Raw genomic sequence first — 24419 nt, 5'->3', positions numbered from 1 at the left:
ATGATCGAGTGGTTGTTGTATATCGTGCTGGGTGCCGGCCTGGGCACCATGGGTGGGTTGTTCGGTATCGGCGGCGGCCTGATCGCCATCCCGGCATTGGGCGTGCTGTTCGGTCTCGATCAGCAGTTGGCCCAGGGCACGGCGCTGGTGATGGTGGTGCCGAATGTGCTGCTGGCGCTGTGGCGCTATCACCAGCGCAACCGCATCGAGTTGCGCCATGCCGTGCCGCTGTCGCTGTGCAGCTTCCTGTTCGCCTGGCTGGGGTCGATCTGGGCGGTGGGTATCGACGCCCACTCGATGCGCCTGGGCTTCGTTGGCTTCCTGGTGGCGCTGGCTATCTGGAACGTGGCGCGGATGATTCTCAAGGTCTCGCCGCCCAGTGCCGAGCTGCGCCATGCCTGGCCCTGGCTGGGCGTGCTGGGCAGTTTTGCCGGGACCATGGGTGGCCTGTTCGGCGTGGGTGGGGCAGTAGTGGCCACGCCGATCCTGACCAGTGTGTTCGGCACCACCCAGGTGGTGGCGCAGGGGCTGTCGCTGGCGTTGGCGGCACCGAGTACCTTGGTGACCCTGGTGACCTATGGGGTGCACCACAGCGTTGACTGGAGTGTGGGCATTCCTTTGGCGGTCGGTGGGCTGCTGAGCATCAGCTGGGGGGTGAAACTGGCCCATGCACTGCCGGAGAAAGCATTGCGGGCGATGTTCTGTGTGTTCCTGGTGGTGTGTGCGGTGATGCTGGGCTTCGAACTGTGAGATCGCCGGGGCCGCTTTGCGGCCCATCGCAGGCAAGCCAGCTCCCACAGGGATAGCGTAGGCTTCAGGCGTTGTGCAGCACCTGTGGGAGCTGGCTTGCCTGCGATGGGCTGCAAAGCAGCCCCAGATTATAGGAACCCTTCAACGATGTAATCGGCCATGCAGTCGGTGATAGGCGACTGACCCTGGCTGTTGCGCAGCAGCATCACGTTTGCCAGTGGTAACTGCGGCAACCCATCGTTCTCGCCGAGAATGCGGATGTTGCCACCGACCAGGCTCTGCAATTGCGCCGTCACTGCAAGCCCGGCGGTAACGATGGCAAAGATCGCCGCCAGGCTGGGGCTGGTGTAGGCGATGCGGTAGTCGATGCCCTGGGCCTCCAGGGCGTTGCAGGTCCAGGCGCGGCAGAAACAGTCGGTGTTGAATAACGCCAGTGGCATTGGCCGCTGTTCCTGTGGGCAGAAACCTTCAGCCGCCGCCCACACCAGGCGCTCCTGGCGCAGCAACTGGCCAACCTCGTTGCCCGGCTCGCGGGTCACGATGGTCAGGTCCAGGTCCTGGCGCAGCATCAGCTGCTTGGACGAGTCGCAATGCACCTCCACCTGCACCAGCGGGTAAGCCTGGGCGAAGCTCGCGAGGATGGTCGGCAGAAAGCGCATGGCGTAGTCATCTGGCGTGCCGATGCGCACCATCCCGACCATGTGCGGCATGCGCAGGGTGTTGAACACTTCGCCATGCAGCTTGAGGATGCGCCGGGCATAGCCGAGCAGGACCTGGCCCTCGGCGGTCAGCCTGACCTGGCGGCCGTCGCGCTCGAACAGCTGGCGCTGCAGGATGTCTTCTTCCAGGCGTTTCATCTGCATGCTCACCGCCGACTGGGTGCGGTTGACCACTTCGCCGGCGCGGGTGAAGCCGCCTTGCTCGGCGATGGCGACGAAGGTGCGCAGCACATCGGCATCGAGGCTCTGGTACTGGGACATTGCATCAATCTCCGAGATGCATGGCATCAGAAACATTCGTTGGATTGATCATAAGCCTGGGCAGAGACTGGAGCCATCAACACGGAGGGCTTCACGATGAAAGGTCATGTCAGCAGCATCCAGCAACCTGCCTTTTCCCTGAACCACCTGTGGCATGTGGCCCTGGACCGCCCGGTCCGGTGGCTGCAGCTGTACCGCCAGCGCCAGGAACTGGCCAGCCTGAGTGATGCGACCTTGCATGACCTGGGCTTGAGCCGGGCGGATATCCAGCAAGAGGCCGAGCGGCATTTCTGGGATGACCCGTTGCGCAAATAGGCTAAGTTTGTCGGTGGGTCTACCTGCCTCATCGCGGCTAAAGCCGCTCCTACAGGGGATTCGGTAAACCTGTAGGAGCGGCTTTAGCCGCGATGAGGCAGGTAGACCTACCACAAGGAGATCAGGCTTGCCGCTCAAGATGTCCATCAGCCAGGCCCGCCGCCTGGCCTTGTCTGCCCAAGGATTCGGCAAACAGCCTGACTCCCCACCGACCCTGCCCGCATTGAAGCGCATGCTGCAACGTCTGGGCGTCGTGCAGATCGACTCGGTCAACGCCGTGGTTCGCTCCCATTATCTGCCGTTGTTCTCCCGCCTCGGCGGCTACCCACCGGAAATGCTCGATCAACTTGCCTGGGGCCGTGGTCGCCAGCTGTTCGAATACTGGGGCCACGAAGCGTCATTACTCCCCCTGAGCCTTTACCCGCTGATGCGCTGGCGCATGGCTCATGCGGCCGACGGCCGCGGCATCTACCGCCAGCTTGCGCAGTTCGGCCGCGAACGCCAGGACGTGATCGCCCGCGTACTGGCCGCCGTGCGCGAACAAGGCGCGCTGGGCGCGGGCAGCCTGTCCACCCGGCAGGAGCGGGCCGGCCCGTGGTGGGACTGGAGCGAGGAAAAGCACGCGCTGGAATGGCTGTTCGCCGTCGGTGAAGTGACGGTGGCGGGGCGCCGCGGCTTCGAACGGCTTTATGACGTACCGGAAAGGGTCCTGCCCAAGGCGGTTCTGCAACAGCCGTTGCCGAGTGAAGCCGAAGCCCATCAAGGCCTGATGCTGCATGCCGCCACGGCCCTGGGCGTGGCCACCGAGCGCGACTTGCGTGACTACTTCCGCCTCGAACCCGGCCAGGGCAGGGCGGCGCTGGACGAGCTGGTCGCCGACGGCCGCCTGCAGCCGGTCGAGGTGCAAGGCTGGAAGCTGCTCGCCTACTGTGCCGGCACCCCACGCATCCCTCGGCGTATCGACGCCAGCGCGCTGTTGTCGCCGTTCGATTCGCTGGTCTGGGAGCGCAATCGCACCGAGCGGCTGTTCGATTTCCACTACCGCCTGGAGATCTACACCCCGGCGCACAAGCGGGTGTACGGCTACTACGTGCTGCCTTTCCTGCACCGCGAACGCATCGCCGCGCGCCTGGACCTGCGCGCCGAGCGCGCCCAGGGGCAACTGGCGGTGCATGCCGTGCATGCGGAATCGATACCGTTGGACGCGGAGGGCTATCAGGCCCTGGCGGGCAATCTGCTGCGCATGGCCCGGTGGCTGGGCCTGGAGCGGGTGCAACTGAACTGCCCTCGGGCTGAGGGCAGCCAGTTGCGTCAGGCCTTGCTCAGCGCCGCACCTGCTTGAGGGTTTCGGCGATCAGGAAGGCCAGTTCCAGCGACTGATCGGCGTTCATCCGCGGGTCGCAGTGGGTGTGGTAGCGGTCGGACAGGGCATCCTCGGTGATCGGCCGGGCGCCGCCGATGCACTCGGTGACGTTCTGCCCGGTCATTTCGATATGGATACCGCCGGCATGGCTGCCCTCGGCCTGGTGCACCTGGAAGAACTGCTTCACCTCGTCGAGGATCTGTGCGAAGTCGCGGGTCTTGTAGCCGCTGCTGGCCTTGATGGTGTTGCCGTGCATCGGGTCCGAACTCCACAGCACCTTGCGCCCCTCGCGCTCGACGGTGCGGATCAGCCCGGGCAGGTGTGCGCCGACCTTGCCGGCGCCCATGCGCACGATCAGGTTGAGGCGACCGGGGTCATTGGCCGGGTTGAGCGTGTCGATCAGGCGGATCAGCTCTTCGGGGTTCATGCTCGGGCCGACCTTGACCCCGATCGGGTTGTGCACGCCGCGCAGGAATTCGACATGGGCGCCGTCGAGCTGGCGGGTGCGGTCACCGATCCACAGCATGTGCGCCGAGCAGTCGTAGTAGTCGCCGGTCAGGCTGTCCTGGCGCACGAAGGCTTCTTCATAGTTGAGCAGCAGCGCTTCGTGGGCCGTGAAGAAACTGGTTTCACGCAGTTGTGGTGCGCTGTCGAGGCCGCAGGCGCGCATGAACGCCAGGGTTTCGTCGATGCGGTTGGCCAACTGGTGGTATTTGTCGGCCAGCGCCGAGTTGGCGATGAAGTCGAGGTTCCACTTGTGCACCTGGTGCAGGTCGGCGAAGCCGCCCTGGGCGAAGGCGCGCAGCAGGTTGAGGCTGGCAGTGGCCTGGTGGTAGGCCTGCAACAGGCGCTCCGGGTCCGGCACGCGGCTCTTTTCGTCGAAGCCGATGCCGTTGACGATGTCGCCGCGGTAGGCCGGCAGGGTGACGTTGCCGATGGTCTCGTCGCCCGAGGAGCGCGGCTTGGCGAACTGCCCGGCCATGCGCCCGACCTTCACCACCGGGCAGCCGGCGGCGAAGGTCATGACGATGGCCATCTGCAGCAACACCTTGAAGGTGTCGCGGATCTTCGCCGCCGAGAACTCGGCGAAGCTCTCGGCGCAGTCGCCGCCCTGCAGCAGGAAGGCGCGGCCCTCGGTGACCTCGGCGAACTGCCGGCGCAGCTCGCGCGCCTCGCCGGCGAACACCAGCGGCGGGTAGCTGGCCAGGGTCTGCTCGACCTTGAGCAGGTGCGCGGCGTCGGGGTAGGTCGGTTGCTGCTGGATCGGCAGGGCACGCCAGCTGTCAGGGCTCCACGGTCGGTTCATCACAGGCTCGGTATTGTCTGTTTAGGCTGCCTGCCATGGTATCAGTTGGCGCCGCGCTTGTTGCATCCGGGGCGTTGACGGACAATGCGCGTTTTTGCGCGGGTGGGTGGCAGGTAGATGGCGACGGAGCGGGAAGAGAAGCTGTTGGCCCGGGTCGAGGATGCCTTTGGCGTCATCAGCGTGTACGAGGTGGAGGATTACCGCTTCCTCGAATTCGGCGATGCCATCGAGCAGAGCTGCGTGTTCACCGCCGACCCCAGCTGGCTGGAGTACGACTATACCCGCGCCATGCTTGTCGGCGCGCTGTGCCATGAACAGCCGGAGAGTGCGCTGTTTCTCGGCCTGGGCGCCGGCACCCTGACCCAGGCGTGCATGAAGTTCCTGCCGCTGGAGGACATCGAGGCCATCGAACTGCGTGCGGACGTACCGCGCCTGGCCATGGAATACATGGGGCTGGACGATGACCCGCGGCTGTACGTGCGCATTGGTGACGCCCTGGAGTTGCTGCCCACGGCCGAGCAGGCCGACCTGCTGTTCGTCGACCTTTATACCGACTACGGGCCGGGTGTCGGGCACCTGGCGTGGAAGTTCCTCGAGAACTGCCAGAAGAAACTCAACCCGGGTGGCTGGCTGGTGATCAACCAGTGGGCCAACGACGACGGCAAGCCGCTGGGCGCGGCGCTGTTGCGCGGGTTGTACCACCGGCATTACTGGGAGCTGCCGGTGAAGGAGGGCAATGTGATCCTGCTGGTGCCGGCGGACCTGGAGCAGCACCTGGACCTCGACGGCCTGCGGGCGCGGGCCGAGGCCTTGGCGCCTCGGTTGGGGTATAGCCTGGAAGGGCTGATTCGCGAGATCCGCCCTGCGACCTGATAGCCGCGCGGGCTTGCGTAGAAAACCGATTCAGCTGCTGCCGCCTGATGGCCCGATACTGGCCGTTGGGCCAGAAAAATTTACTCACTCCTCACTATTATTTCGGGTATAGTACGCGCCGGTCTTTTAGCGGACCTCAAAATCAGGTGGTGCAAATCCTCCGAGTCCAGCTTCGGCTGCACGTCCGCTAGGCGGACCTTCCCAAAGTTTTCTTTTTCAATCGTTTTCGCAAATCCCCGCCGACAAAGCTGCCTGGGTGACCGTTCCGGTCTTTCAAGGCATGTGCAGCTTTGCAGCATGGGTCTTTGCGGATGCACTTAGAGGCAGACCCATGACCCAGGAAACCGGCGGCTTCGCCGCTCTCGATCTTAATCCGAACATTGTTGCTGCCGTTCTGGCTACCGGCTACGAAGAGCCGTCCGCCATTCAGCAACAATCGATCCCGATCATCCTCGCCGGTCACGACATGATCGGCCAGGCGCAGACTGGCACCGGCAAGACCGCTGCCTTCGCCCTGCCGATCCTCAACAAGATCGATGTGAGCAAGCGCGAACCGCAAGCCCTGATCCTGGCGCCAACCCGTGAGTTGGCGCTGCAAGTAGCCACCGCTTTCGAAACCTACGCCAAGCAGATGCCAGGCGTTAATGTAGTGGCCGTTTACGGTGGCGCCCCGATGGGCCCACAGCTGCGTGCCATTCGCAACGGCGCGCAAATCGTCGTCGCCACCCCGGGCCGTCTGTGCGACCACCTGCGTCGTGACGAGAAAGTCCTGTCGACCGTGCAGTACCTGGTACTGGACGAAGCCGACGAAATGCTCAAGCTGGGCTTCATGGACGACCTCGAAGTGATCTTCGATGCCATCCCGGCCAGCCGCCAGACCGTACTGTTCTCCGCCACCCTGCCGTCGTCTATCCGCTCGATCGCCGAACGCCACCTGCGCGAGCCCAAGCACGTCAAGATCCAGAGCAAGACCCAGACCGTCACCGCGATCGAGCAGGCCCACCTGATGGTCCACGCCGACCAGAAGATCCCGGCTGTTCTGCGTCTGCTGGAAGTCGAAGAGTTCGACGCGCTGATTGCTTTCGTGCGCACCAAGCAAGCCACCCTGGACCTGGCCGCCGCGCTGGAAGCCAAGGGCTACAAGGCTGCTGCGCTGAACGGCGACATCGCCCAGAACCAGCGTGAGCGCGTGATCGACTCGCTCAAGGATGGCCGCCTGGACATCGTCGTCGCCACCGACGTCGCTGCCCGTGGTCTGGACGTACCGCGCATCACTCACGTGTTCAACGTCGACATGCCGTACGACCCGGAGTCCTACGTGCACCGTATCGGTCGTACCGGCCGTGCCGGTCGTGATGGCCGTGCGCTGCTGCTGGTTACCCCGCGTGAGCGTCGCATGCTGCAGGTGATCGAGCGCGTGACCGGGCAGAAGGTTGCCGAAGCCCGCCTGCCGAACGCCCAGGCTGTACTGGACGCCCGCATCAAGAAGCTGACCTCGAGCCTGGCGCCGCTGGTGGCCGAAGCGGAAGCCACCCATGGCGAGCTGTTCGACCGCCTGACTGCCGACCTGGGTTGCAGCGCGCGTGCCCTGGCTTCGGCCCTGCTGCGCAAGGCCACCAATGGCCAGGCGCTGGACCTGGCCGCCGTAGAGCGCGAGCAGCCGCTGGTACCGAGCTTCGCCCCGCGTGGCGAGCGTACCGAGCGTGGTGAGCGCAGCGACCGTGGTGATCGTGGCGACCGTGGTGGTGACCGTGAGCGTCGTGCGCCGATGCCGCTGGCCGAAGGCCGTGTGCGTTGCCGTACCGCCCTGGGTGCCCGTGATGGTATTGCCGCCAAGAACCTGCTGGGCGCGATCCTCAACGAAGGTGGCCTGGCACGTGACGCCATTGGCCGCATCCAGGTGCGCGACAGCTTCAGCCTGATCGAGCTGCCGGAAGATGGCCTGGAGCGTCTGCTGACCAAGCTCAAGGACACTCGTGTGGCCGGCAAGCAGCTGAAGCTGCGCCGTTATCGCGAAGATTGATCCTGGCGCAATAAAAAAATCCCCGGCCTTGGTCGGGGATTTTTTTTGCCTGTGCCGGCCTCTTCGAGGGCTTGCCTGCGAAGAGGTCCTTCAGTCGAACCGGTAGATGTCCATCCCCAGCGCCCCCAGGGTGAAACCCTGGTGCACGATCCCGAACCTGTCTCCAGCCCCCAAGGCAAAGAACAGCGGCAGCAAATGCTCGTCACTGGGGTGGTTACGCGCTGCAAATGGCGCCTGCTTCCGGTAATCCAGCAGCGCTGCCTGGTCATCTGTCTTGAGCCGCTCCACCACCCAATCCCGGAACGCCAGGGCCCAGGGCTCGATCACATCGGGTCCGGCATGCCAGTCCAGTTCACCCAGGTTGTGCGTGATGCTGCCGGAACCCACCAGCAAAACGCCTTCAGCACGCAACCCGGCCAGCGCCTGGCCAACCTTGATCTGCAACCCCGGCCCCATCTGGCTGGGCAACGAAACCTGTATCACCGGAATGCCTGCATCCGGGTACATCAACGACAGCGGCACCCAGGCGCCGTGATCGAACGGTCGCTGCGGGTCCAGGCGGGCCTGTAACAATTCTGCGACCCGGCTGGCCAGGACCGGCTCGCCCGGCGCCGGGTATTGAACGGCGTACAGTGCCGGCGGGAAGCCGTAAAAGTCGTGCCAGGTTTCTGGCTGCGCGCCGCTGGTCACCAGCAGCTCGCGGCTCTCCCAGTGCGCCGACACCACCACGATCGCCTTCGGCCGTGGCAAGGCATTGGCCAGCCCGGCCAATGCCGGCCCGCTGGCGCCGGGTTGCAGGGCAAGCATGGGAGAACCGTGGGAAATGAACAGGCTGGGCAGCATGGCGGGGTCCTGAGGGTTAAGATGCAACCATCTTCGATCAACTACCGATCGAAATCCAAACCAAGTTTTGCCGAAAAACCATCTAAAAATCGGGAGTGATCATGGAGCCAGCGTTCTGGCAGCAGCGGTGGGCCGACAACCAGATCGGTTTTCATCAAGCGCAGGTGAACCCTTATCTGCAACGGTATTGGCCACGGTTGCAGCTGGCGCCGGGCAGCCGCGTGCTGGTGCCGCTGTGTGGCAAGAGCCTGGACCTGGCCTGGCTGGCGGGGCAGGGGCACCGGGTGTTGGGGGTCGAGTTGTCGCAGCGGGCGGTGGCGGCGTTCTTCCATGAGCATGGGCTGGAGCCGCAGGTGGTGCAGCAGGGTGCCTTCGAAGTCTGGCGCAGTGGCGATGTGGAGCTTTGGTGTGGCGACTTCTTTGCCTTGCGCACGGAGGATGTGGCGGATTGTGTGGCGCTCTATGATCGCGCCGCACTGATTGCCCTGCCGCCTGAAATGCGCGAGCGATACATGCATTTGCTTTCCCAGGCGTTACCGGCAGGTGTCGGGCTGCTGGTAACCTTGGATTATCAGCAGGAATGGCTGGCTGGGCCGCCGTTTTCAGTGACCGATGATGAAGTGCGGCGTGGGTTTGCCGGTTGGCAGGTGCAAGCGCTGGAGGCGCACGAAGTGATCGGGGAGAGCCCGAAGTTCCTGCAAGCCGGGGTGAACAGCCTGATTGAACGGGCCTACCGCGTACAGTTCTGAGCGTTTACGAAAAAGGGCGACCGAAGTCGCCCTTTTCCTTAGCGGTTGGATCAACCGCGGCGGCGCAGGGCCTCGATGCGGTCTTCCAGCGGCGGGTGGCTCATCAGCAGGCCGGCCAGGCCGTGCTTGAGGCCGCCATTGATGCCGAAAGCCTTCATGGTGTCGGGCATGTGCACCGGCAGGCCTTGTTCCACGCGCAGGCGCTGCAGGGCGCCGATCATTGCAGCGGTACCGGCCAGTTGTGCACCGGCTTCGTCGGCACGGTACTCGCGACGGCGCGAGAACCACATGACGATCATGCTGGCGAGGATGCCCAGGATCAGCTCGGCGACGATGGTCGCCACGTAGTAGGCGATGCCCTGGCCTTCTTCGTTCTTGAAGATCACCTTGTCGACGAAGTTGCCGATGATGCGGGCAAAGAACATCACGAAGGTGTTCACCACGCCCTGCACCAGCGCCAGGGTGACCATGTCACCGTTGGCCACGTGGCCGATTTCGTGGGCCAGCACGGCGCGCACTTCATCGGGCGAGAAGCGTTCCAGCAGGCCCTGGGATACGGCTACCAGCGCGTCGTTGCGGTTCCAGCCAGTGGCGAAGGCGTTGGCCTCGTAGGCCGGGAAAATGCCCACCTCCGGCATCTTGATGCCCGCCTCGCGGGACAGCTCTTCGACCGTTTGCAGCAGCCACTGCTCGTGGCGCGTGCGCGGCTGGCTGATGATCTGGGTGCCGGTGGTCATCTTCGCCATCCACTTGGAGATGAACAGCGAGACCAGCGAGCCGGCGAAGCCGAACACGGCGCAGAAGACCAGCAGGCTGCTGAGGTTGAGGTCAACCCCGTTGGCGGCCATGAACCCGTTGAAGCCGAACAGGCTCAGGGTAATGCTTGCAACCAGCACCACCGCAAGGTTGGTGGCTACAAACAACAGAATGCGCATCATGGTTGTTACGTTCTCCTGACGGATGAGTTGTCGCTTACTGCGGGGTATATAAGGTCCCTGCCGCGGCGATTCAATCGGGCGACTATTTCAAACTGTGTACGGCGGAGTATGGCAGAGGATTTTGCGCGGGCTGTGAGATAGAGCGTTGCAGGATGTAAGAAACATTCTGCGAGGGTGCATGGGGCCGCTTTGCGGCCCATCGCCGGCAAGCGCGGCTCCCACAGGGATGTCACAAGTCTCGAACCCTGTGCAACTCCTGTGGGAGCGGGCTTGCCCGCGAAAAGGCCATGACTTACTGCGAATAAGTCCGCAGGAAATTACCGATCCGGCCAATCGCGGCTTCAAGGTCGTCCACCCGCGGCAGGGTCACCACGCGGAAGTGGTCCGGCCACGGCCAGTTGAACGCCGTGCCCTGAACGATCAGCAGTTTCTCCGACAACAGCAGGTCGAGGGCGAACTTCTCGTCGTTGAGGATCGGGCAGACCTTCGGGTCGATCCGCGGGAAGGCATACAGCGCGCCCATCGGCTTCACGCAGCTGACGCCCGGGATGTCGTTGAGCAGCTCGTAGGTGCGGTTGCGCTGCTCCAGCAGGCGGCCCGGCGGCAGCACCAGGTCGTTGATGCTCTGGTAGCCGCCCAGGGCGGTCTGGATGGCATGCTGGGCCGGCACGTTGGCGCACAGGCGCATGTTGGCCAGCATGTCGATGCCTTCGATGTAGCTCTGGGCGTGATGCTTGGGCCCGGAGATGATCAGCCAGCCGGAACGGAAGCCGGCCACCCGGTACGACTTGGACAGGCCGTTGAAGGTCAGGCACAGCAGGTCCGGGGCCAGCGAGGCGGTGCTGATGTGCACGGCTTCATCGTAGAGGATCTTGTCGTAGATCTCGTCGGAGAACACCACCAGGTTGTGCTGGCGCGCCAGCTCCAGCATGCCCAGCAGCAGCTCTTTGGAGTACACCGCACCCGTCGGGTTGTTCGGGTTGATGATGACCAGGGCCTTGGTGTTCGGGGTGATCTTGGCCTTGATGTCTTCCAGGTCCGGGAACCAGTCGGCCTGCTCGTCGCACAGGTAGTGCACCGGCTTGCCACCGGCCAGGCTCACTGCGGCGGTCCACAGCGGGTAGTCGGGGGCCGGGATCAGCACTTCGTCGCCGTTGTTCAGCAGCGCCTGCATCGACATCACGATCAGCTCGGACACGCCGTTGCCGAGGTAGATGTCCTCGATGGTGACGCCTTCGATTTCCTTCTGCTGGCAGTACTGCATCACTGCCTTGCGCGCGCTGAACAGGCCCTTGGAATCGCTGTAGCCCTGGGCGGTGGGCAGGTTGCGGATCACATCCTGAAGGATTTCGTCCGGCGCCTCGAAGCCAAACGGCGCCGGGTTGCCGATGTTCAGCTTGAGGATGCGGTGGCCTTCCTCCTCCAGGCGTTTGGCGTGCTTGAGCACTGGGCCGCGAATGTCGTAGCAGACATTGGCGAGCTTGTTCGATTTGCTGAACTGCATGATGTGGTCCCGATTGAGAATACGCACTGCGGCCCTCTTCGAAACCTTCGAAAGGTTTGAAAGGGCAGGAAGCGGGTGCCAGACTTGAGGCCTTGCACACGAAGCCAACTAATATACGTGCCACCCGCGCTACGGAAAAGACAGTGCGAGGTGAAATTCAGCCTGCCGAGGTCCCCATATGCAAAAGATCGACAAGACACTTGAAGAATGGCGCGAAATGCTCGATCCCGCCCAGTATCAGGTGTGCCGCCTCAAGGGCACCGAACGGCCGTTCAGCGGCAAGTACAACAGCGAGCGCCGTGCCGGCGTGTACCACTGCATCTGCTGTGACCTGCCGCTGTTCGACTCGCAGACCAAGTTCGACTCCGGCTGCGGCTGGCCGAGCTTCTACGCGCCGATCGAGGAAAGCGCGATGGTCGAGATCCGCGACACCTCCCACGGCATGATCCGCACCGAGGTCACCTGTGCCCAGTGCGATGCGCATCTGGGCCATGTATTCCCCGACGGCCCGCCACCGACCGGCCTGCGTTACTGCATCAACTCGGTGTGCCTGGACTTCAAACCCCGCGACGGAGCCTGAAAATGGGCGGATCGATGCTGGATATCCCTTGTGTGACCCTGGGCGGCGAGCAGAAAAAGCTCGGCGACTTCGCCGGCAAGGCGCTGCTGGTGGTCAACACCGCCAGCCAGTGCGGCTTCACCCCGCAATACCAGGGCCTGGAGCAGCTGTGGCGGGACTACCGCGGGCGCGGCCTGGTGGTGCTGGGCTTCCCTTGCAACCAGTTCGGCAAGCAGGAACCGGGCGATGCACGGGACATCGCGCAGTTCTGCGAAGCCAATTTCGGCGTGAGTTTCCCGCTGTTTCGCAAGATCGAAGTCAACGGCCCTGGCGCCCACCCGCTGTTCGTCGAACTCAAGCAGCGCGCTCCTGGCCTGCTGGGTACGCAGAAGATCAAATGGAACTTCACCAAGTTCCTGCTCGACCCGGCCAGCGGCAAGGTCACCCGCTACGCGCCGAGCACCAAGCCGCAGGCACTGGAAGCCGACATCGAGCGCCTGCTCAGCCGCTGAACGGCACCCAGTGGTCGATCAGCGCCAGTAGCTCTTCGCGGCGGAACGGCTTGGCCAGGTAATCGCTCATGCCCGCCGCGCGGCAGCGCTCGCGTTCCTCGGGCATGGCGTTGGCGGTCAGGGCGACGATCGGCAGCTCGGGCCAGCGCCCGCTCTGGCGAATGCGCCGGCTGGCCTCGTAGCCGTCCATCACCGGCATGTTGCAGTCCATCAGCACCAGGTCAAAGTCTTCCCGTTCCAGCCATTCCAGGGCCTCGACGCCCTGGGTGGCAAGCTGCACCTGGCAGCCGAGCTTGGCCAGCATGCCCTTGGCCACCAGTTGGTTGACCGGGTTGTCCTCCACCAGCAGGATGCGCGCGCGGCCGTCGGCGGCAGTGAGCAGCGGGGTCGCCAGTGGGTGCTCCGGGGCGTGCCCCTGCAGGGTGCGGCGCAAGGTCTGGTACAGCGCGTTGCGTGCCAGCGGGCGGGCCAGCTGGTGCAGTGGCGCCAGTTGCGCCGATTGCTCGCCGGGCAGGAAGTTGCCGTAGGCGGTCACCAGCAGGATCGGGGCCTTCAGGGCCGGGCGTAGCTGGAACAGCTGCTCCAGGTCGTCGGTGATCAGCAGGTCGATGCTGTTGTCGAGTGCTGCGCTGCTGTCATGCCGCTGGTAATCCAGCCCCCAGCCCGGCAACAGGCCTTGCAAGAGTTCGCTCAGGCCGCTGCCGGCGTTGCTGAGAGCGATCACCTTGCCCTGCAGGGCGGTTGGCGCAATGGCCTCGGTGTGGGTGGTCAGCGGCAGTTCGGCGCTGAAGCGGCTGCCAAAACCAGGCTCGGACTGGATATGCAGATGGCCCTGCATGGCCTTGCACAGGTTGCGAGTCAGGGCCAGGCCCAGCCCGGTGCCGCCGTATTGGCGGGTAATGCCGGCACCGGCCTGGGTGAACGGCTGGAAGATCCGCGCCTGGGCAGCTTCGGGAATGCCGATGCCGGTGTCGCGCACTTCCAGGCGCACACCGCCGACGATCGTTGCCAGGCGCACGTCGACGCGGCCGAAGCGGGTGAACTTGAGGGCGTTGGACAGCAGGTTGCTGACTACCTGGCGCACCCGCGTCGGGTCGCCGAGCACTGAACTGGGGAAGTTGTCGGCGATCAGGCAGGTCAGCTCGACGCTCTGCGCGGCGTTCTGCGACAGCAGGTTGGCGGTGTCCTCGACCATCGCGCCCATGTCGAACGGAATGCGCTCCAGCTCCAGCTGCCCGGCATCGAACTTGGACAGATCGAGGATATCGTTGAGCAATTCCACCAGCACCTTGCCCGAGTCATGGGCGATCGACAGCTGCTGGCGCTGTTCACCGGACAGCGGGCTGTCCAGGGCCAGGGCGATCATGCCGAGCATGCCGTTGAGCGGGGTGCGGATCTCGTGGCTCATGTTGGCCAGAAAGGCCGCGCGCGCCTGGGCCATGTCGAGGGCTCTCTGGCGGGCCTCTTCGAGCTCCTGGTTGGACTGGCTGAGGCGACTGTTGCTGGCTTTGAGTTCTTCGGTACGGGCCGAGACGATGTCTTCCAGCTCGTTGAGGTATTGGGTCAGGCGGTTTTCCGCGGTGCGCCGTTGCTGGATCTCGGTGGCCATGCTGACGAACTGCTGGTTGGCGACCTTGACCAGCACGCCGATCTCGTCGAGTTCGTGGCCGGGCGGGCAGTCCACCCGGGTTTGCCCGGGCTGGCGCGGGTCGCGGCCGGTGAGGGCGCCGATCACCGTCACCAGTGGCTTGGTCAGCATCATGTAGAACAGCGCCAGGAGGATGCCGGTGAGCACCAGGCTGCGGGCGAAGCCGTTGAGCAGGGTAACCCCGGCGCGGTCGAGGAAGCGACTGCCGAAGGTGTAGGTGTCGACGTCCAGGTACAGCGTGCCGAGGTATTCCTCGGGCATGTGGGTCAGGTACAGGCGTTCCTTGAACTGGCGTTTCTCACCGAACAGGAAGTCGCTCAGCGGCCGGTAGCGGTCCTGCAGGCGCGGGCGCTCGACATCGGCCAGCACGGTTTCGTTGTTGTCGATCAGCCGCGCACGGATGACGGCCGGCGACTGCAGCAGGCCGCGGGTCAGCTCCAGTGCCAGCTCCGAATCGATGTTGTAGGCGATGCGCGAGGCCGGATTGTGGCTGATTTGCAGCAATGCCCGCACTTCGCGGTTGATGGATGCGTCTTCGCTGGCATAATCGATGCCGATCTGGATGAGACTGAGCAATGTTCCCAGGATGAAGCCGACCAGGACTGTCAACCGGGCTTGCTTGTATGACAGGCGATTGGTGAACTTGATATCCATGAGTCCCGAGCCGGTTTCACGTCCCTTGCGCTGCGCAAGCATAGCCTGTAGGAGCGGCCTTGTGTCGCGAAAGGGCTGCAGAGCAGCCCCGGCATTTTCAGCGTTGCAGCTGATCCCCTGGGGCCGCTTCGCCGCCCTTTCGCGACACAAGGCCGCTCCTACAGGCGAACGGTTCTAAAACTGAAATTTGCAGGAGTCGTCATGGACGCTCGCTTGAATGCTTTCCTGGAACGCGCAGAATCGGTGCTGGCGCGTCTCGAACCCTTGTTGCCGGCGCCGCGCCCGCAGATCGACTGGAGCACCACCCTGGCTGCGCGCTGGCAGCGTGACGGCCGCACGGGCTACCTGATGCCGCTGGATGTCAGCCTGGACATCCGCCTGACCGACCTGATCGGTGTCGACAAGCAACGTGATCAGCTGGGCCGCAACACCCACCAGTTCATCAACGGCATGCCCGCCAACCATGCCCTGCTGTGGGGCTCACGCGGCACCGGCAAGTCGTCGCTGGTACGCGCCCTGCTGGCCGAGCATGCAGGCGCCGGGCTGCGCCTGATCGAAATCGAGCGCGACCACCTGGCCGACCTGCCACGCGTCGTCGAGCAGCTGCAGAAGCTGGCGCAGCGCTTCATCCTGTTCTGCGACGACCTGTCGTTCGAAGCCGGGGAGGGCGACTACCGGGTGCTCAAGAGCGTGCTCGACGGCTCGCTGGAGCAGGCGCCGGACAACGTGCTGCTGTACGCGACGTCCAACCGTCGCCACCTGGTGCCGGAAAAACAGAGCGACAACGAAAACTGGAAGATGGTCGACGGCGAGCTGCACCCCAACGAGGCGGTGGAAGACAAGATCGCCCTGTCCGACCGTTTCGGCCTGTGGTTGTCGTTCTACCCGTTCAGCCAGGAACACTTCCTCGACGTGGTCGAACACTGGATCGGCCAGCTGGCCCGCCCTGCAGGCCTGGCCTGGCAGCGTGACGAAGCCCTGGACATTCTCGCCGTGCGCTGGGCAACCGGGCGCGGCAACCGTAATGGCCGTTGTGCCTATCAGTTCGCCCGCTACTGGGTCGGGCTGCAATTGCTGGAGCAAAAGTAACCATGATCGACCTCAATGCCAGTGGCGCCGGCCTCGACGGCTACAACCTGCTGGCCGCGCAAGTGCAGGCGCTGTTTGCCGACGAGCGCGACTTCATCGCCAATGCCGCGCAGTTTTCGGCGTTTCTCTACAACCAGGTGGACGACCTGAACTGGGCGGGGTTCTACCTCAACCGCAACGAAGAGCTGGTACTCGGCCCGTTCCAGGGCCAGGTGGCCTGTGTGCGCATTCCGTTCAGCAAGGGCGTGTGCGGCGCGGCTGCGGCCACCCGGCAGACCCAGCGGGTCGAGGATGTGCATGCGTTCCCGGGGCATATTGCCTGTGACAGTGCGTCCAACAGCGAGCTGGTGATTCCGCTGGTAAAGGAAGGGCGGTTGATTGGCGTGCTGGATCTGGACAGCCCGAAGCTGGCGCGCTTCAGTGAGGTGGATCAGGTGGGGCTGGAAAGATTGGCGGCGATTTTCCTGGAGCTGACCGACTGCTGATGCTGTGTTGCCTGTACCGGCCTCTTCGCGGCTAAAGCCGCTCCTACAGGGATCGCGCAGTACCTGTAGGAGCGGCTTTAGCCGCGAAGAGGCCGATACAGGTTTCAGGATCAGTCGTAGATCACCCGCTTTTTCCAGGTCTCGTCCTCATCGGTCTTGAGCCCTTCGGTCAATTCGTTCTGTTCGTTCTCCGCCGGCTCCATCTTGTCCAGCACCTGGGCATTGGCCCGCGCCAGCAGTTTCTCCAGATACGTCAGCTGCTCTTCATACACTTTCGGTTCCGGCTGCTTGCGCAAGTACTGCACGCCGCGTTCGAAGGCCAGCCGCGCCTGCCCCGGCTGTTCCTGCTGCAGCGCCTGCTGGCCGAGGTTGTTGAAGAACTCGATGTGCAGCAGCACCAGGATGTGGCGGATTTCCCTGACCCACTGCTTGCCTTCGTTGGTCGGCAGCACGTTTTCCTGGGTGGCCTTGGCGATCTGGTTGTGCAGCGCCTCGAGCAGGAAGCGCACATCCTTGGCCTTGACCTCGGTCTGGATCGGGCAGGGCGGGTTGTTCACCGGGATGTGCTCGCCCTTGGCAATCAGCCCTTCAAGCTCGGCGATGCGCGCCTTGAGCTGGGCGTTGTGCTTGTCCAGCGCCAGTTGCCGCTGGTTGAGGTTCAGCTCCAGGCGCGCCAGCAGCAGCTTGAGGGCCGGGGTCATGAACTGGCCCGGGAAGGTCTCGGTGATTTCGCCACAGCGGCGTACCCGGTCAGCGAGTTCGACTTTCAGCCGCGCGCGTTCGAGCTTGCTGTTTTCGACCACGTTGTTGAGGTAGCCGATCACGATCAGCAACGCGATACCCGCCACGATGAGCAGAGTGATCAGAAGTGGTGTCACCGTTAACGCCTCATCAAGAAGTTTTGCTTAATAGAGTGTAGTGGTAGCGGCCGCTGCCGCGAAGGGATCGACGCGGCCGCCTTGATGCACTTTGTCGGCCGAGCGCCGCATTCCTCAAGTGATGGCACTTTGCGACGGCTGTGTCAGAAAATCAACGCCAATCCATCGGCACCGCCTGGAGGCACCTCCTATATGGACCGAAGTCATTGATTTAAATAAATTTCTACAAAGGGGTTGACGGCCCTTCGAAGCATCCATAGAATGCGCGCCACTTGCAGCGTAAAGCACACAGCGAAACGCGGCAGGGAGTGAAAGCAGGCAGTAATGCCAGCAGCGTGTCCCCTTCGTCTAGTGGCCTAGGACACCGCCCTTTCACGGCGGTAACAGGGGTTCGAGTCCCCTAGGGGACGCCAAATTGCGGGAATAGCTCAGTTGGTAGAGCACGACCTTGCCAAGGTCGGGGTCGCGAGTTCGAGTCTCGTTTCCCGCTCCAGTTTCTCCGGCAGCGCTTCGGCGAGGCAGGAAAAGAAAATCCAGGCTGAATCGTGAGGTTCTGTTCTGGTGCACTGAAAAGTGTTGTGTGTCCCCTTCGTCTAGTGGCCTAGGACACCGCCCTTTCACGGCGGTAACAGGGGTTCGAGTCCCCTAGGGGACGCCAAATGCGGGAATAGCTCAGTTGGTAGAGCACGACCTTGCCAAGGTCGGGGTCGCGAGTTCGAGTCTCGTTTCCCGCTCCAGTTTAAATACTGTGGCGTCTATGCGGTGCAGTGGTGGTGAAGGTCTTCATGGCGCTTCACGCCGGTAGCGGTAAAGCTTCAAATTGCGGGAATAGCTCAGTTGGTAGAGCACGACCTTGCCAAGGTCGGGGTCGCGAGTTCGAGTCTCGTTTCCCGCTCCAAACATAAAAAACGCCACTCTTCGAGTGGCGTTTTTTTTTGTCTCGCATCAGGCCTCGTCTACCAACTGGGCGGCCGCATCCGGGAATTTCAGCCAACTCACCTTGTCGTCGAACGACACCTCCACCGATACCCGAAACTGGTAGTTGAGTGCCAGTTTCACCAGGTCGGTCTTGCTGACAGAGCCCAGCGTCATGACGCCAGCCTCGGTGGGCACCGGCAACTGCGTGGCAATGGGCAGCCTGATTTCGCGCGTGATGTTGCCTCGCTCCACCCCTAGAATCCAGGCGTTGACGAACTGCGATGTATGCCGGAATGACCAGCCATCGAGGGTGAAACTGGCGCTATTGCCCAGGTTGCGCAGGTTCAGCGCACCATTGCGGATATCGCTGCACTGTACGATTGGCAGGCCTTCGATTTTCCGTACCGTGACAAAGTGCGAGGGCGATGGCGGCACGTCAGGTTTGTTGATCTGGTAATGCAACTCGACCCGGCTGTTCATGTGCGGTGGCACATGCACGCGAGGGATCAGGTATTCACGCGCACCTGGCGATGTGGGCGTGCTGGTGGAATAGCCGCCGAGGGTGCCTGGTTCGCCCCAGTACACGGTGACTGTTTCTCCGGGTCTGATGTCTGCATCGTTCGGTATGACGCATGTGACGCCATTGAGCGCCTTGGCTGGATCCAGCGTGCTGAAGAAGTCACTGCCTGTCGCCTCCTTGATGCGGGGCGGGGGCAGCTCGCGCGTTGGCGGGGATGGGTCTGAAAGCAGCGAACGCGCCAAGGCCCGCTGAGGTGCCGTACCGGCCCGATCCTGCACTTCATAACGGGCGAAGCGAGTACCGTTGCCGGACTGGCGAATGAAGGCGCCTGGAAAGTCCAGTTCCAGCGGTTTGCTGCTACTTTGTGTACCCAGGATTTCGATGTCGTCTTTGGTCAGCTTGATCATGCCGACCATCTGCTCCCCGACCGGGTCGTCGCTCCAGTACCACTTCACACTGTCGCCTGGCTCGGCACCGAGGAAGGGCGGGACTGTGGCCGTAACCTTGTCGTCATTGGCCTTCAGGTAGTCCTCGGTCACCCCTTCACGAATGATGAAATCGGGAAATTGCAGCTTGTCATCACCGGGTGCGAGCAGAGGTGGGGTCTTGTCGATGTAGATCGTCAGTGGCCGCGACGTGGAGGGTTCTCCCACGTAGTTGACCACGTGATAATGCAGTTCGTGCTCGCCCTCGATCATGAATTTGACAGGTGCAAGGATGAACAGATCTTCAGGCTGAATTGGCTTGTCGAAAGACTTGCTATCGACCTCGACACCATTCCAGTACAGCGTCAGGTGTTCGGTGCCAAGCTCTGGGGCCGAGTGCGCCCACATGGGGAACTCGACGCGCAATGGCGTGTAGGTGGCGACAAAATCTACGACATTGCTCGGTGCGCCCTCCGCATCAGGCACCAGGTCCAGTACGGTTGGAGGAACGAGCAGTGCGGTATCCGTGGCCGGTGAAGGCGCTGTGGTCGATGCATTGCTGGGCTCTTTGGTTTCCTGGGTGGTTCTTTTACGAGTCATCGGCCTTCTCCCAGCCTGACGTTGAGATGAAAAAGGGAAGGCACTGTGGCCTTCCCTCAGGTGTTCACCAGTTGTAACGCACCCCGAGATTGACGCCCCAGGGCTGTTCGATCTTGTTACCGTTGCTGTAGTCGAGGTCGGCATGCGCTTGCCATCGGTCTGCCCAGGACAGCGCCAGGCCCACACCGACCTCTGCGCGTGTACCGGACAGGTCGTTGGCGAAGCGGTTGCCGTTAACCTTCACTTGGTTATCGTTGACCCATTCATGCACGGCCGCGACGCGCAGGTAGGGCTGGAGGGTGCGCCCGTCCGCAGCGCTGAAGGTGCGCCCTGTCGTGGCGCCGAGCTTGCCCAGCAGCGAGCGAGTGCGTTCGCCCTCGGTACTCATGCCGTTGTCCAGGCTGTAATCCTTGCTCTGGACCACCAGCCCCGAGAGCTGGGCGAATGGCTCGAGGAAGTATCCGTCCGTCAGGCTCAGGTGGCGGCCGACTTCCAGCGACACCCCCAGCCCATGGCTGGTGGAGTCACCCTCGGTCTTCTTGCCGTCGCTCAGGCGTACATCAACGCTGTTCTCGAAGCGATTGAGCCGAGCCGTGGCGTCGAAGTAGTAACCGCTTTCGGCCTCGAACCAGCTGGTATAGGCACCGACGTGGTAGCTGTCGACGGTTGCGGAGGAGCCGCGTACAAGGTTCAGGTCGGATGTGCTGATGCCCGCCGTTACCCCGACCAGCCAGTTGCCATCACCGGCTGACAGCGGGGTATCGGCACCGAATGACAAACCTTGCTGTTGTTGCTGGTAGGCCACGCCAGCGCTGGCCGCGACATTGTATTTATTGCCGAAGGTGCGCACCCAGGCACCCGAGTTGGCCGGGTTGCGCCGCACTTCGCCCATGCGGCTGCGCAAGGTGCCGAGTTCGCCGTACCAGATGGTTGGGGCTGCATTGGCCAGGGCCATGACCGATTGCGTACCAGGGCTGACCACTCGCGTGGTCAGGTCGAGGAACCAGTCGTTGTCGCCTTTGCGCACCAGGTCATAGGAATAGGCACCGAGGTCCACCGGCCCGCCTTGCAGTGCGAACTGCGCGTCGCCGCCACCGATGTGCACCATGTGCAGGCTGCTTTCCGCGTGCGGGTCCCGGCCACTGCTGTTGATCAGCAAGGTATGGTTGCCGCTGGCATTCCCCGTCACGTCCAGTTTGTCCGATTGGCCGTTGCTGAAGTCAGCTTCCATCACGAAGGTGCCGTTGCCCGCCAGGCTGTCCACCGAAAGGGTGAAGAAATCGTTCGGCTCGCCAAAGCGCACCGAGCCGCCGTCCATGCTCAATGCGCCGACGTGGGCATCGCCGACCATCACCCATTGGGCATTGCTGTTGATGCCCAGGCTGGCGACGTTCTCCAGTCGGCCTTTGAGGGTGGCGGCATTCTCGAGCTGAACCGCGGCATTGCCACCTTCGGCGACGACAACGTCGCCCTCCAAGTGACTGTCATTCACCCGCAGGGTTGCGTCGGCGCTGTGCGCGACCTCGAGCAGCACGCCATTGCCAGCGCGCAGGGTCGAGCGGTTGAGCACATCGATGTGCGCTGTAGCCGGGCGGATGGCGCCGATGCCCACGACGATTGCCGATCCGTTCACCCCCTCCACGTGGCTGTTGTCCAGCACCAGCGTGGAGTTGCCGGCAGGATTGCTGCCTTCACGCAGGCGCACGCCGTTCTCGCTACCGCTGATGGTGGAGCCTTCGCGGGCTATCAGCGTGCCATTGGCCAGCTCGGCGCCGAGGCTGGCTGCGCCAGTGCCACGCAGTTCGCTGCGTTGCAGCTCGAGCGTACTGTCGTTGACCAGGGCGCCCTGGCGTGCGCCGCTTATGTTGCTGTCCACGGCCAGTGCCTGGGAGCGTGTGCCCGAGATGGCATCTGCTGTCAGGCTCAGGCCGCGGGACTCACTCACCACGCTGGTGCGCTCCAGCGTGGCAACGGCACCGCGCAGGCTAAGGCCGTTGGCATTGTTCTGGGCGTCGATCCGGCTGTCGCTGAACGTGACGGTGGCACCCGTCTCTGCGGACACCTGCAACGCCTTCGCGCCATTGGCGGTCAATGTGGCGGGGCCTATGACGCGGTAGCTGTCGAGCGCGCTGCGGGCATCGATCAGGGTGTCCTTGGTAATGTTGGTCTGGGCCCAGGCCGAGGTTGCCAGCAGCAGCGGGCTCAGTTTGCCCAGCATGGTCAGATGCCGAAGAGCATAGAAGGTTGATCGCGGGTGGCTAGACATGGAATTTCCTTGTGTATATGGCTGCGTTTGTAAGATCCATCTCTCCTTTTTGTAGGGGGATCTTTCAGGTCGTCAGCCTATGTGCGCCACTTCGCCATGAATGTAGGAATTACCCTACAATTCACCAGGATAAGTCCTACATTTAGTGCTGGCAGCGGCCCGATTTCCTAAGGCCGCTGCCAGCGGCGGTCAGGGTCGGGTCAAATCGCACGTGTTTCCTGTGCTGTTGTCACCGATGCTGACTTTCTTTTCCGCAGTTGCCGATACCAGTGCTTTAGCGGGGAAGCTGTACTTCACCCGACCGCGTGCCGCCAGCGGTGACGGGACATAGATCGGCAGAATACGGTCCTCATACGGCTGAATTTTCCAGACGAAGCCGTCGTCGATCATTGCTTGGGTCAGGGGCAGCGTTTCGGGGGGGCCCACGTCGATGGGGTCTTCACCGCTAAGCCCCTCGACGACGGTCCATTCGAGCGTGATCTCGTCGCCAGGGACGAGGTTGTACTGTGCACTGGCCGGGATCCTGATCCTGAATGCAGGAGGTGCCGTGCTGTCGTCCGGGTCCCACAAGGATGAGCAACCCAGCCAGTCTCGGGAGGTCAGCCCCTCGAACACCCCGGCATCCGGGGTAATGGTGACCGCATTGGCATCGACGTACTGGCGTTCCGACTCTTGTTCATTGAGCGCGTCGGGTTCGGCGCGCACGGTGTAGTGCACGGGTAGCGTCGGGTTGTTCCCTGCCGCGCGGATGTACTCCCAGAGGATCGTGACGTCCTTGGGCGCGCCTGTTACCCGGTCGACCACCCAGGTTGCCTCTTCTACCAGGGTGCCATCCCAGTAGAAGTCCACGACTTGCCCGAGCTCGATGCGGTCGTACAGATCGAAACTCAGCGTCGCGTCCTTACCTTCGTCAGCGCGCACCAGTCGGTTGCTCAGCCCCGAGTCGCTGGTGATCTCGGGGGCGTTCAAGCCGGGGTTGACTGGCGTCGGCCATTCGGGGTCCGGGTCGGGGCGTTCGGGGCCTACGTAGGAAAAATCGACGTTTATGTCATCATCTACCGGGCCATAGGGCACTTCGCCGCGCAAGATTCGATAGCTGACATGGGTGACTTCGACACCTGTGCTGGTGCCGTATTCTTCTCGCAGTACCTCTGGGGGAACCGGGACGCTGATAGGGAAGGGGCGTGAGCCCACAGGCTCAGGGCGCAACACGGAGCCGGCTGGGGTTGCACTTTTCCATGTGACCTCGATGGTGTCGCGTATGCCGCGGTTCTTGTACTCCGGAATTTCCACCTTGATGCCGAGTTGAGCATCCTTGAGGTCCAGTACGCCGTCCAGGGCCAGCGGGACTTCGGGTGGCTGCAGGTCTTCCGGTTCGTCGCCGAGCACTACGTCGACCGAGCCTGGGTAGGCCATACGGCTCATGTTGGTCGCTTTATCGAACTCGAAGTAGGTGACGAAGAAGCGGCCATCGCCCAAGTGCCGTACCTGGTCGGCCGGGATGATTACCTTGCGGCCGGCGGGAACGGGGCCCTCGGCCACCGGCGTGCCGAACTCGCTCTCTTCTTCTGGCCATTTCTCGAGGTAATACAACTTGAACGTATCGCCAGGCTGCTCATCGGCCCGCGGCGGCAATGTGGCTTCAATGCCACCCGGGTTGGCGGTCAGATAGGTTTCGTTGATATAGCCTGCGGGCAGCTGTACCGGATTCGGCACGACCTGTTCACCCCACGGCGGGATGCTGTCACTGATCAGTTTGACGGCCGTCGACCAGGTGTCCACGCCCAGGTAATCGACGTGTTTGTAGCGGATCCATAACTCACCATTGACGGGGATGTCGCGCTGAGGGAATGACAGCAGAATAGGGAAATCGGCTGGTTCGATCGGCGGGTCGAATCGCTCCAGGGGGCCGATATCCTTGAAAGAGCCGTCGGTACCGGTCAGGGAATACTCCAGTTGCAGTTCTTCCCAGCCTAAAGCGGGGTCGTCCGGCAGAATCGGCCATGGTGGAATGCGGACTTCAAGATCTTCAGTCAAGGCATCCCGGTGTAGCGTGCCATCTGAGGGATCGATGATGCCTTTGACATCGGGGGCGTTGAGACTCTTTGGGGATGGCTGCAAACTGGCTGTTTTTGATTTCAGATAGCGCTTGCGGGCTAATTCAGCATCGGCTCGCTGGGTTGAAGTGCTCGCTGGCTTATGCATTTCAATGCTCCCGGAA

19 protein-coding genes, 5 tRNA genes and 1 pseudogene are annotated in these 24419 nt (G+C 63.0%); 15 read left to right on the top strand and 10 right to left on the bottom strand.

Going from position 1 to position 24419, the window contains the following annotated elements:
* Positions 1 to 750 (top strand): sulfite exporter TauE/SafE family protein, encoded by a 750-nt coding sequence (locus ACIPZ8_RS16565; protein ID WP_400725646.1) that lies wholly within the window; start codon positions 1 to 3, stop codon positions 748 to 750.
* A gap of 128 nt (positions 751 to 878) precedes the next feature.
* Here the strand turns inward: ACIPZ8_RS16565 and ACIPZ8_RS16560 are convergent, their stop codons facing one another.
* Complete coding sequence (locus ACIPZ8_RS16560; protein ID WP_400725177.1) at positions 879 to 1730, bottom strand: LysR substrate-binding domain-containing protein; 852 nt, start codon at positions 1728 to 1730, stop codon at positions 879 to 881.
* A 96-nt stretch (positions 1731 to 1826) separates the two neighbouring features.
* Between ACIPZ8_RS16560 and ACIPZ8_RS16555 the strand changes: the two genes are divergently transcribed.
* Positions 1827 to 2045, top strand: coding sequence for a DUF1127 domain-containing protein (locus tag ACIPZ8_RS16555; protein ID WP_400725174.1), 219 nt, complete (start codon positions 1827 to 1829; stop codon positions 2043 to 2045).
* Between the two features lie 127 nt (positions 2046 to 2172).
* Complete coding sequence (locus ACIPZ8_RS16550) at positions 2173 to 3387, top strand: winged helix-turn-helix domain-containing protein (RefSeq protein WP_400725171.1); 1215 nt, start codon at positions 2173 to 2175, stop codon at positions 3385 to 3387.
* Here the strand turns inward: ACIPZ8_RS16550 and ACIPZ8_RS16545 are convergent.
* Positions 3368 to 4714, bottom strand: a complete 1347-nt coding sequence (locus tag ACIPZ8_RS16545; protein WP_079227016.1) for a class II 3-deoxy-7-phosphoheptulonate synthase — start codon at positions 4712 to 4714, stop codon at positions 3368 to 3370. The two genes, ACIPZ8_RS16550 and ACIPZ8_RS16545, sit on opposite strands and share 20 nt — an antisense overlap.
* Before the next feature lie 117 nt (positions 4715 to 4831).
* Here ACIPZ8_RS16545 and ACIPZ8_RS16540 point away from each other — a divergent pair, with 117 nt between their 5' ends.
* Positions 4832 to 5587 (top strand): spermidine synthase, encoded by a 756-nt coding sequence (locus ACIPZ8_RS16540; protein ID WP_400725168.1) that lies wholly within the window; start codon positions 4832 to 4834, stop codon positions 5585 to 5587.
* Between the two features lie 297 nt (positions 5588 to 5884).
* Positions 5885 to 7610 (top strand): annotated as a pseudogene (locus ACIPZ8_RS16535) (DEAD/DEAH box helicase).
* A 90-nt stretch (positions 7611 to 7700) separates the two neighbouring features.
* Here the strand turns inward: ACIPZ8_RS16535 and ACIPZ8_RS16530 are convergent.
* Positions 7701 to 8453: a DODA-type extradiol aromatic ring-opening family dioxygenase gene (locus ACIPZ8_RS16530; protein WP_400725166.1), complete on the bottom strand. Its 753-nt coding sequence runs from the start codon at positions 8451 to 8453 to the stop codon at positions 7701 to 7703.
* Between the two features lie 101 nt (positions 8454 to 8554).
* Between ACIPZ8_RS16530 and ACIPZ8_RS16525 the strand changes: the two genes are divergently transcribed.
* Positions 8555 to 9202: a thiopurine S-methyltransferase gene (locus ACIPZ8_RS16525; RefSeq protein WP_400725163.1), complete on the top strand. Its 648-nt coding sequence runs from the start codon at positions 8555 to 8557 to the stop codon at positions 9200 to 9202.
* Between the two features lie 50 nt (positions 9203 to 9252).
* On the opposite strand, the gene htpX is transcribed toward ACIPZ8_RS16525, so the two are convergent.
* Both htpX and ACIPZ8_RS16515 read right to left on the bottom strand, forming a co-directional pair.
* On the bottom strand, positions 9253 to 10140 hold the full coding sequence (gene htpX / locus ACIPZ8_RS16520; protein WP_003259721.1) for a protease HtpX: 888 nt from the start codon (positions 10138 to 10140) through the stop codon (positions 9253 to 9255).
* Positions 10141 to 10432: 292 nt separating this feature from the next.
* Complete coding sequence (locus tag ACIPZ8_RS16515; RefSeq protein WP_012313392.1) at positions 10433 to 11644, bottom strand: pyridoxal phosphate-dependent aminotransferase; 1212 nt, start codon at positions 11642 to 11644, stop codon at positions 10433 to 10435.
* Between the two features lie 178 nt (positions 11645 to 11822).
* Between ACIPZ8_RS16515 and msrB the strand changes: the two genes are divergently transcribed.
* Both msrB and ACIPZ8_RS16505 read left to right on the top strand, forming a co-directional pair.
* Entirely contained in the window at positions 11823 to 12224 is a 402-nt protein-coding gene (msrB, locus tag ACIPZ8_RS16510) for a peptide-methionine (R)-S-oxide reductase MsrB (RefSeq protein WP_103449682.1), read from the top strand.
* Between the two features lie 2 nt (positions 12225 to 12226).
* Complete coding sequence (locus ACIPZ8_RS16505) at positions 12227 to 12715, top strand: glutathione peroxidase (RefSeq protein ID WP_400725158.1); 489 nt, start codon at positions 12227 to 12229, stop codon at positions 12713 to 12715.
* Here the strand turns inward: ACIPZ8_RS16505 and ACIPZ8_RS16500 are convergent.
* On the bottom strand, positions 12705 to 15059 hold the full coding sequence (locus ACIPZ8_RS16500) for a response regulator (protein WP_400725156.1): 2355 nt from the start codon (positions 15057 to 15059) through the stop codon (positions 12705 to 12707). The genes ACIPZ8_RS16505 and ACIPZ8_RS16500 overlap by 11 nt on opposite strands.
* Before the next feature lie 159 nt (positions 15060 to 15218).
* On the opposite strand from ACIPZ8_RS16500, the gene ACIPZ8_RS16495 reads away from it, so the two are divergent.
* Together ACIPZ8_RS16495 and ACIPZ8_RS16490 are read left to right on the top strand one after the other, a co-directional pair.
* Positions 15219 to 16106, top strand: coding sequence for an ATP-binding protein (locus ACIPZ8_RS16495; RefSeq protein ID WP_400725153.1), 888 nt, complete (start codon positions 15219 to 15221; stop codon positions 16104 to 16106).
* A 2-nt stretch (positions 16107 to 16108) separates the two neighbouring features.
* Positions 16109 to 16591: a GAF domain-containing protein gene (locus ACIPZ8_RS16490; protein ID WP_400725150.1), complete on the top strand. Its 483-nt coding sequence runs from the start codon at positions 16109 to 16111 to the stop codon at positions 16589 to 16591.
* 110 nt (positions 16592 to 16701) lie between these two features.
* On the opposite strand, the gene ACIPZ8_RS16485 is transcribed toward ACIPZ8_RS16490, so the two are convergent.
* Positions 16702 to 17469 carry a hypothetical protein gene (locus ACIPZ8_RS16485; protein ID WP_400725147.1) on the bottom strand — a complete coding sequence of 256 codons (768 nt, stop codon included), beginning with the start codon at positions 17467 to 17469 and terminating at the stop codon, positions 16702 to 16704.
* 337 nt (positions 17470 to 17806) lie between these two features.
* On the opposite strand from ACIPZ8_RS16485, the gene ACIPZ8_RS16480 reads away from it, so the two are divergent.
* The 5 genes from ACIPZ8_RS16480 (at position 17807) to ACIPZ8_RS16460 (ending at position 18367) form a co-directional block, all read left to right on the top strand.
* Positions 17807 to 17882: transfer RNA gene (locus ACIPZ8_RS16480), tRNA-Glu, on the top strand.
* A gap of 4 nt (positions 17883 to 17886) precedes the next feature.
* Positions 17887 to 17962: transfer RNA gene (locus ACIPZ8_RS16475), tRNA-Gly, on the top strand.
* Positions 17963 to 18051: 89 nt separating this feature from the next.
* Positions 18052 to 18127, top strand: a tRNA-Glu gene (locus ACIPZ8_RS16470).
* A gap of 3 nt (positions 18128 to 18130) precedes the next feature.
* A tRNA-Gly gene (locus ACIPZ8_RS16465) sits at positions 18131 to 18206 on the top strand.
* An 85-nt stretch (positions 18207 to 18291) separates the two neighbouring features.
* Positions 18292 to 18367: transfer RNA gene (locus tag ACIPZ8_RS16460), tRNA-Gly, on the top strand.
* 47 nt (positions 18368 to 18414) lie between these two features.
* Here ACIPZ8_RS16460 and ACIPZ8_RS16455 read toward each other — a convergent pair.
* The 3 genes from ACIPZ8_RS16455 to ACIPZ8_RS16445 form a co-directional block, all read right to left on the bottom strand.
* The gene (locus ACIPZ8_RS16455; RefSeq protein ID WP_400725144.1) at positions 18415 to 19932 is read right to left on the bottom strand and encodes a hypothetical protein; all 1518 of its coding nucleotides are present in this window, start codon (positions 19930 to 19932) and stop codon (positions 18415 to 18417) included.
* 64 nt (positions 19933 to 19996) lie between these two features.
* Positions 19997 to 22198 carry an autotransporter outer membrane beta-barrel domain-containing protein gene (locus ACIPZ8_RS16450; RefSeq protein ID WP_400725141.1) on the bottom strand — a complete coding sequence of 734 codons (2202 nt, stop codon included), beginning with the start codon at positions 22196 to 22198 and terminating at the stop codon, positions 19997 to 19999.
* Between the two features lie 189 nt (positions 22199 to 22387).
* A complete protein-coding gene (locus ACIPZ8_RS16445) occupies positions 22388 to 24403 on the bottom strand; it encodes a hypothetical protein (protein ID WP_400725138.1) in 2016 nt (671 codons plus the stop codon).
* Between the last annotated feature and the right edge of the window lie 16 nt (positions 24404 to 24419).

It is taken from the genome of Pseudomonas sp. NPDC089422 (assembly GCF_044749405.1).
Lineage (GTDB): Bacteria > Pseudomonadota > Gammaproteobacteria > Pseudomonadales > Pseudomonadaceae > Aquipseudomonas.
Note: the sequence above shows the minus strand (reverse complement) of the source record. Positions and strands in the feature narration are given on the sequence as shown.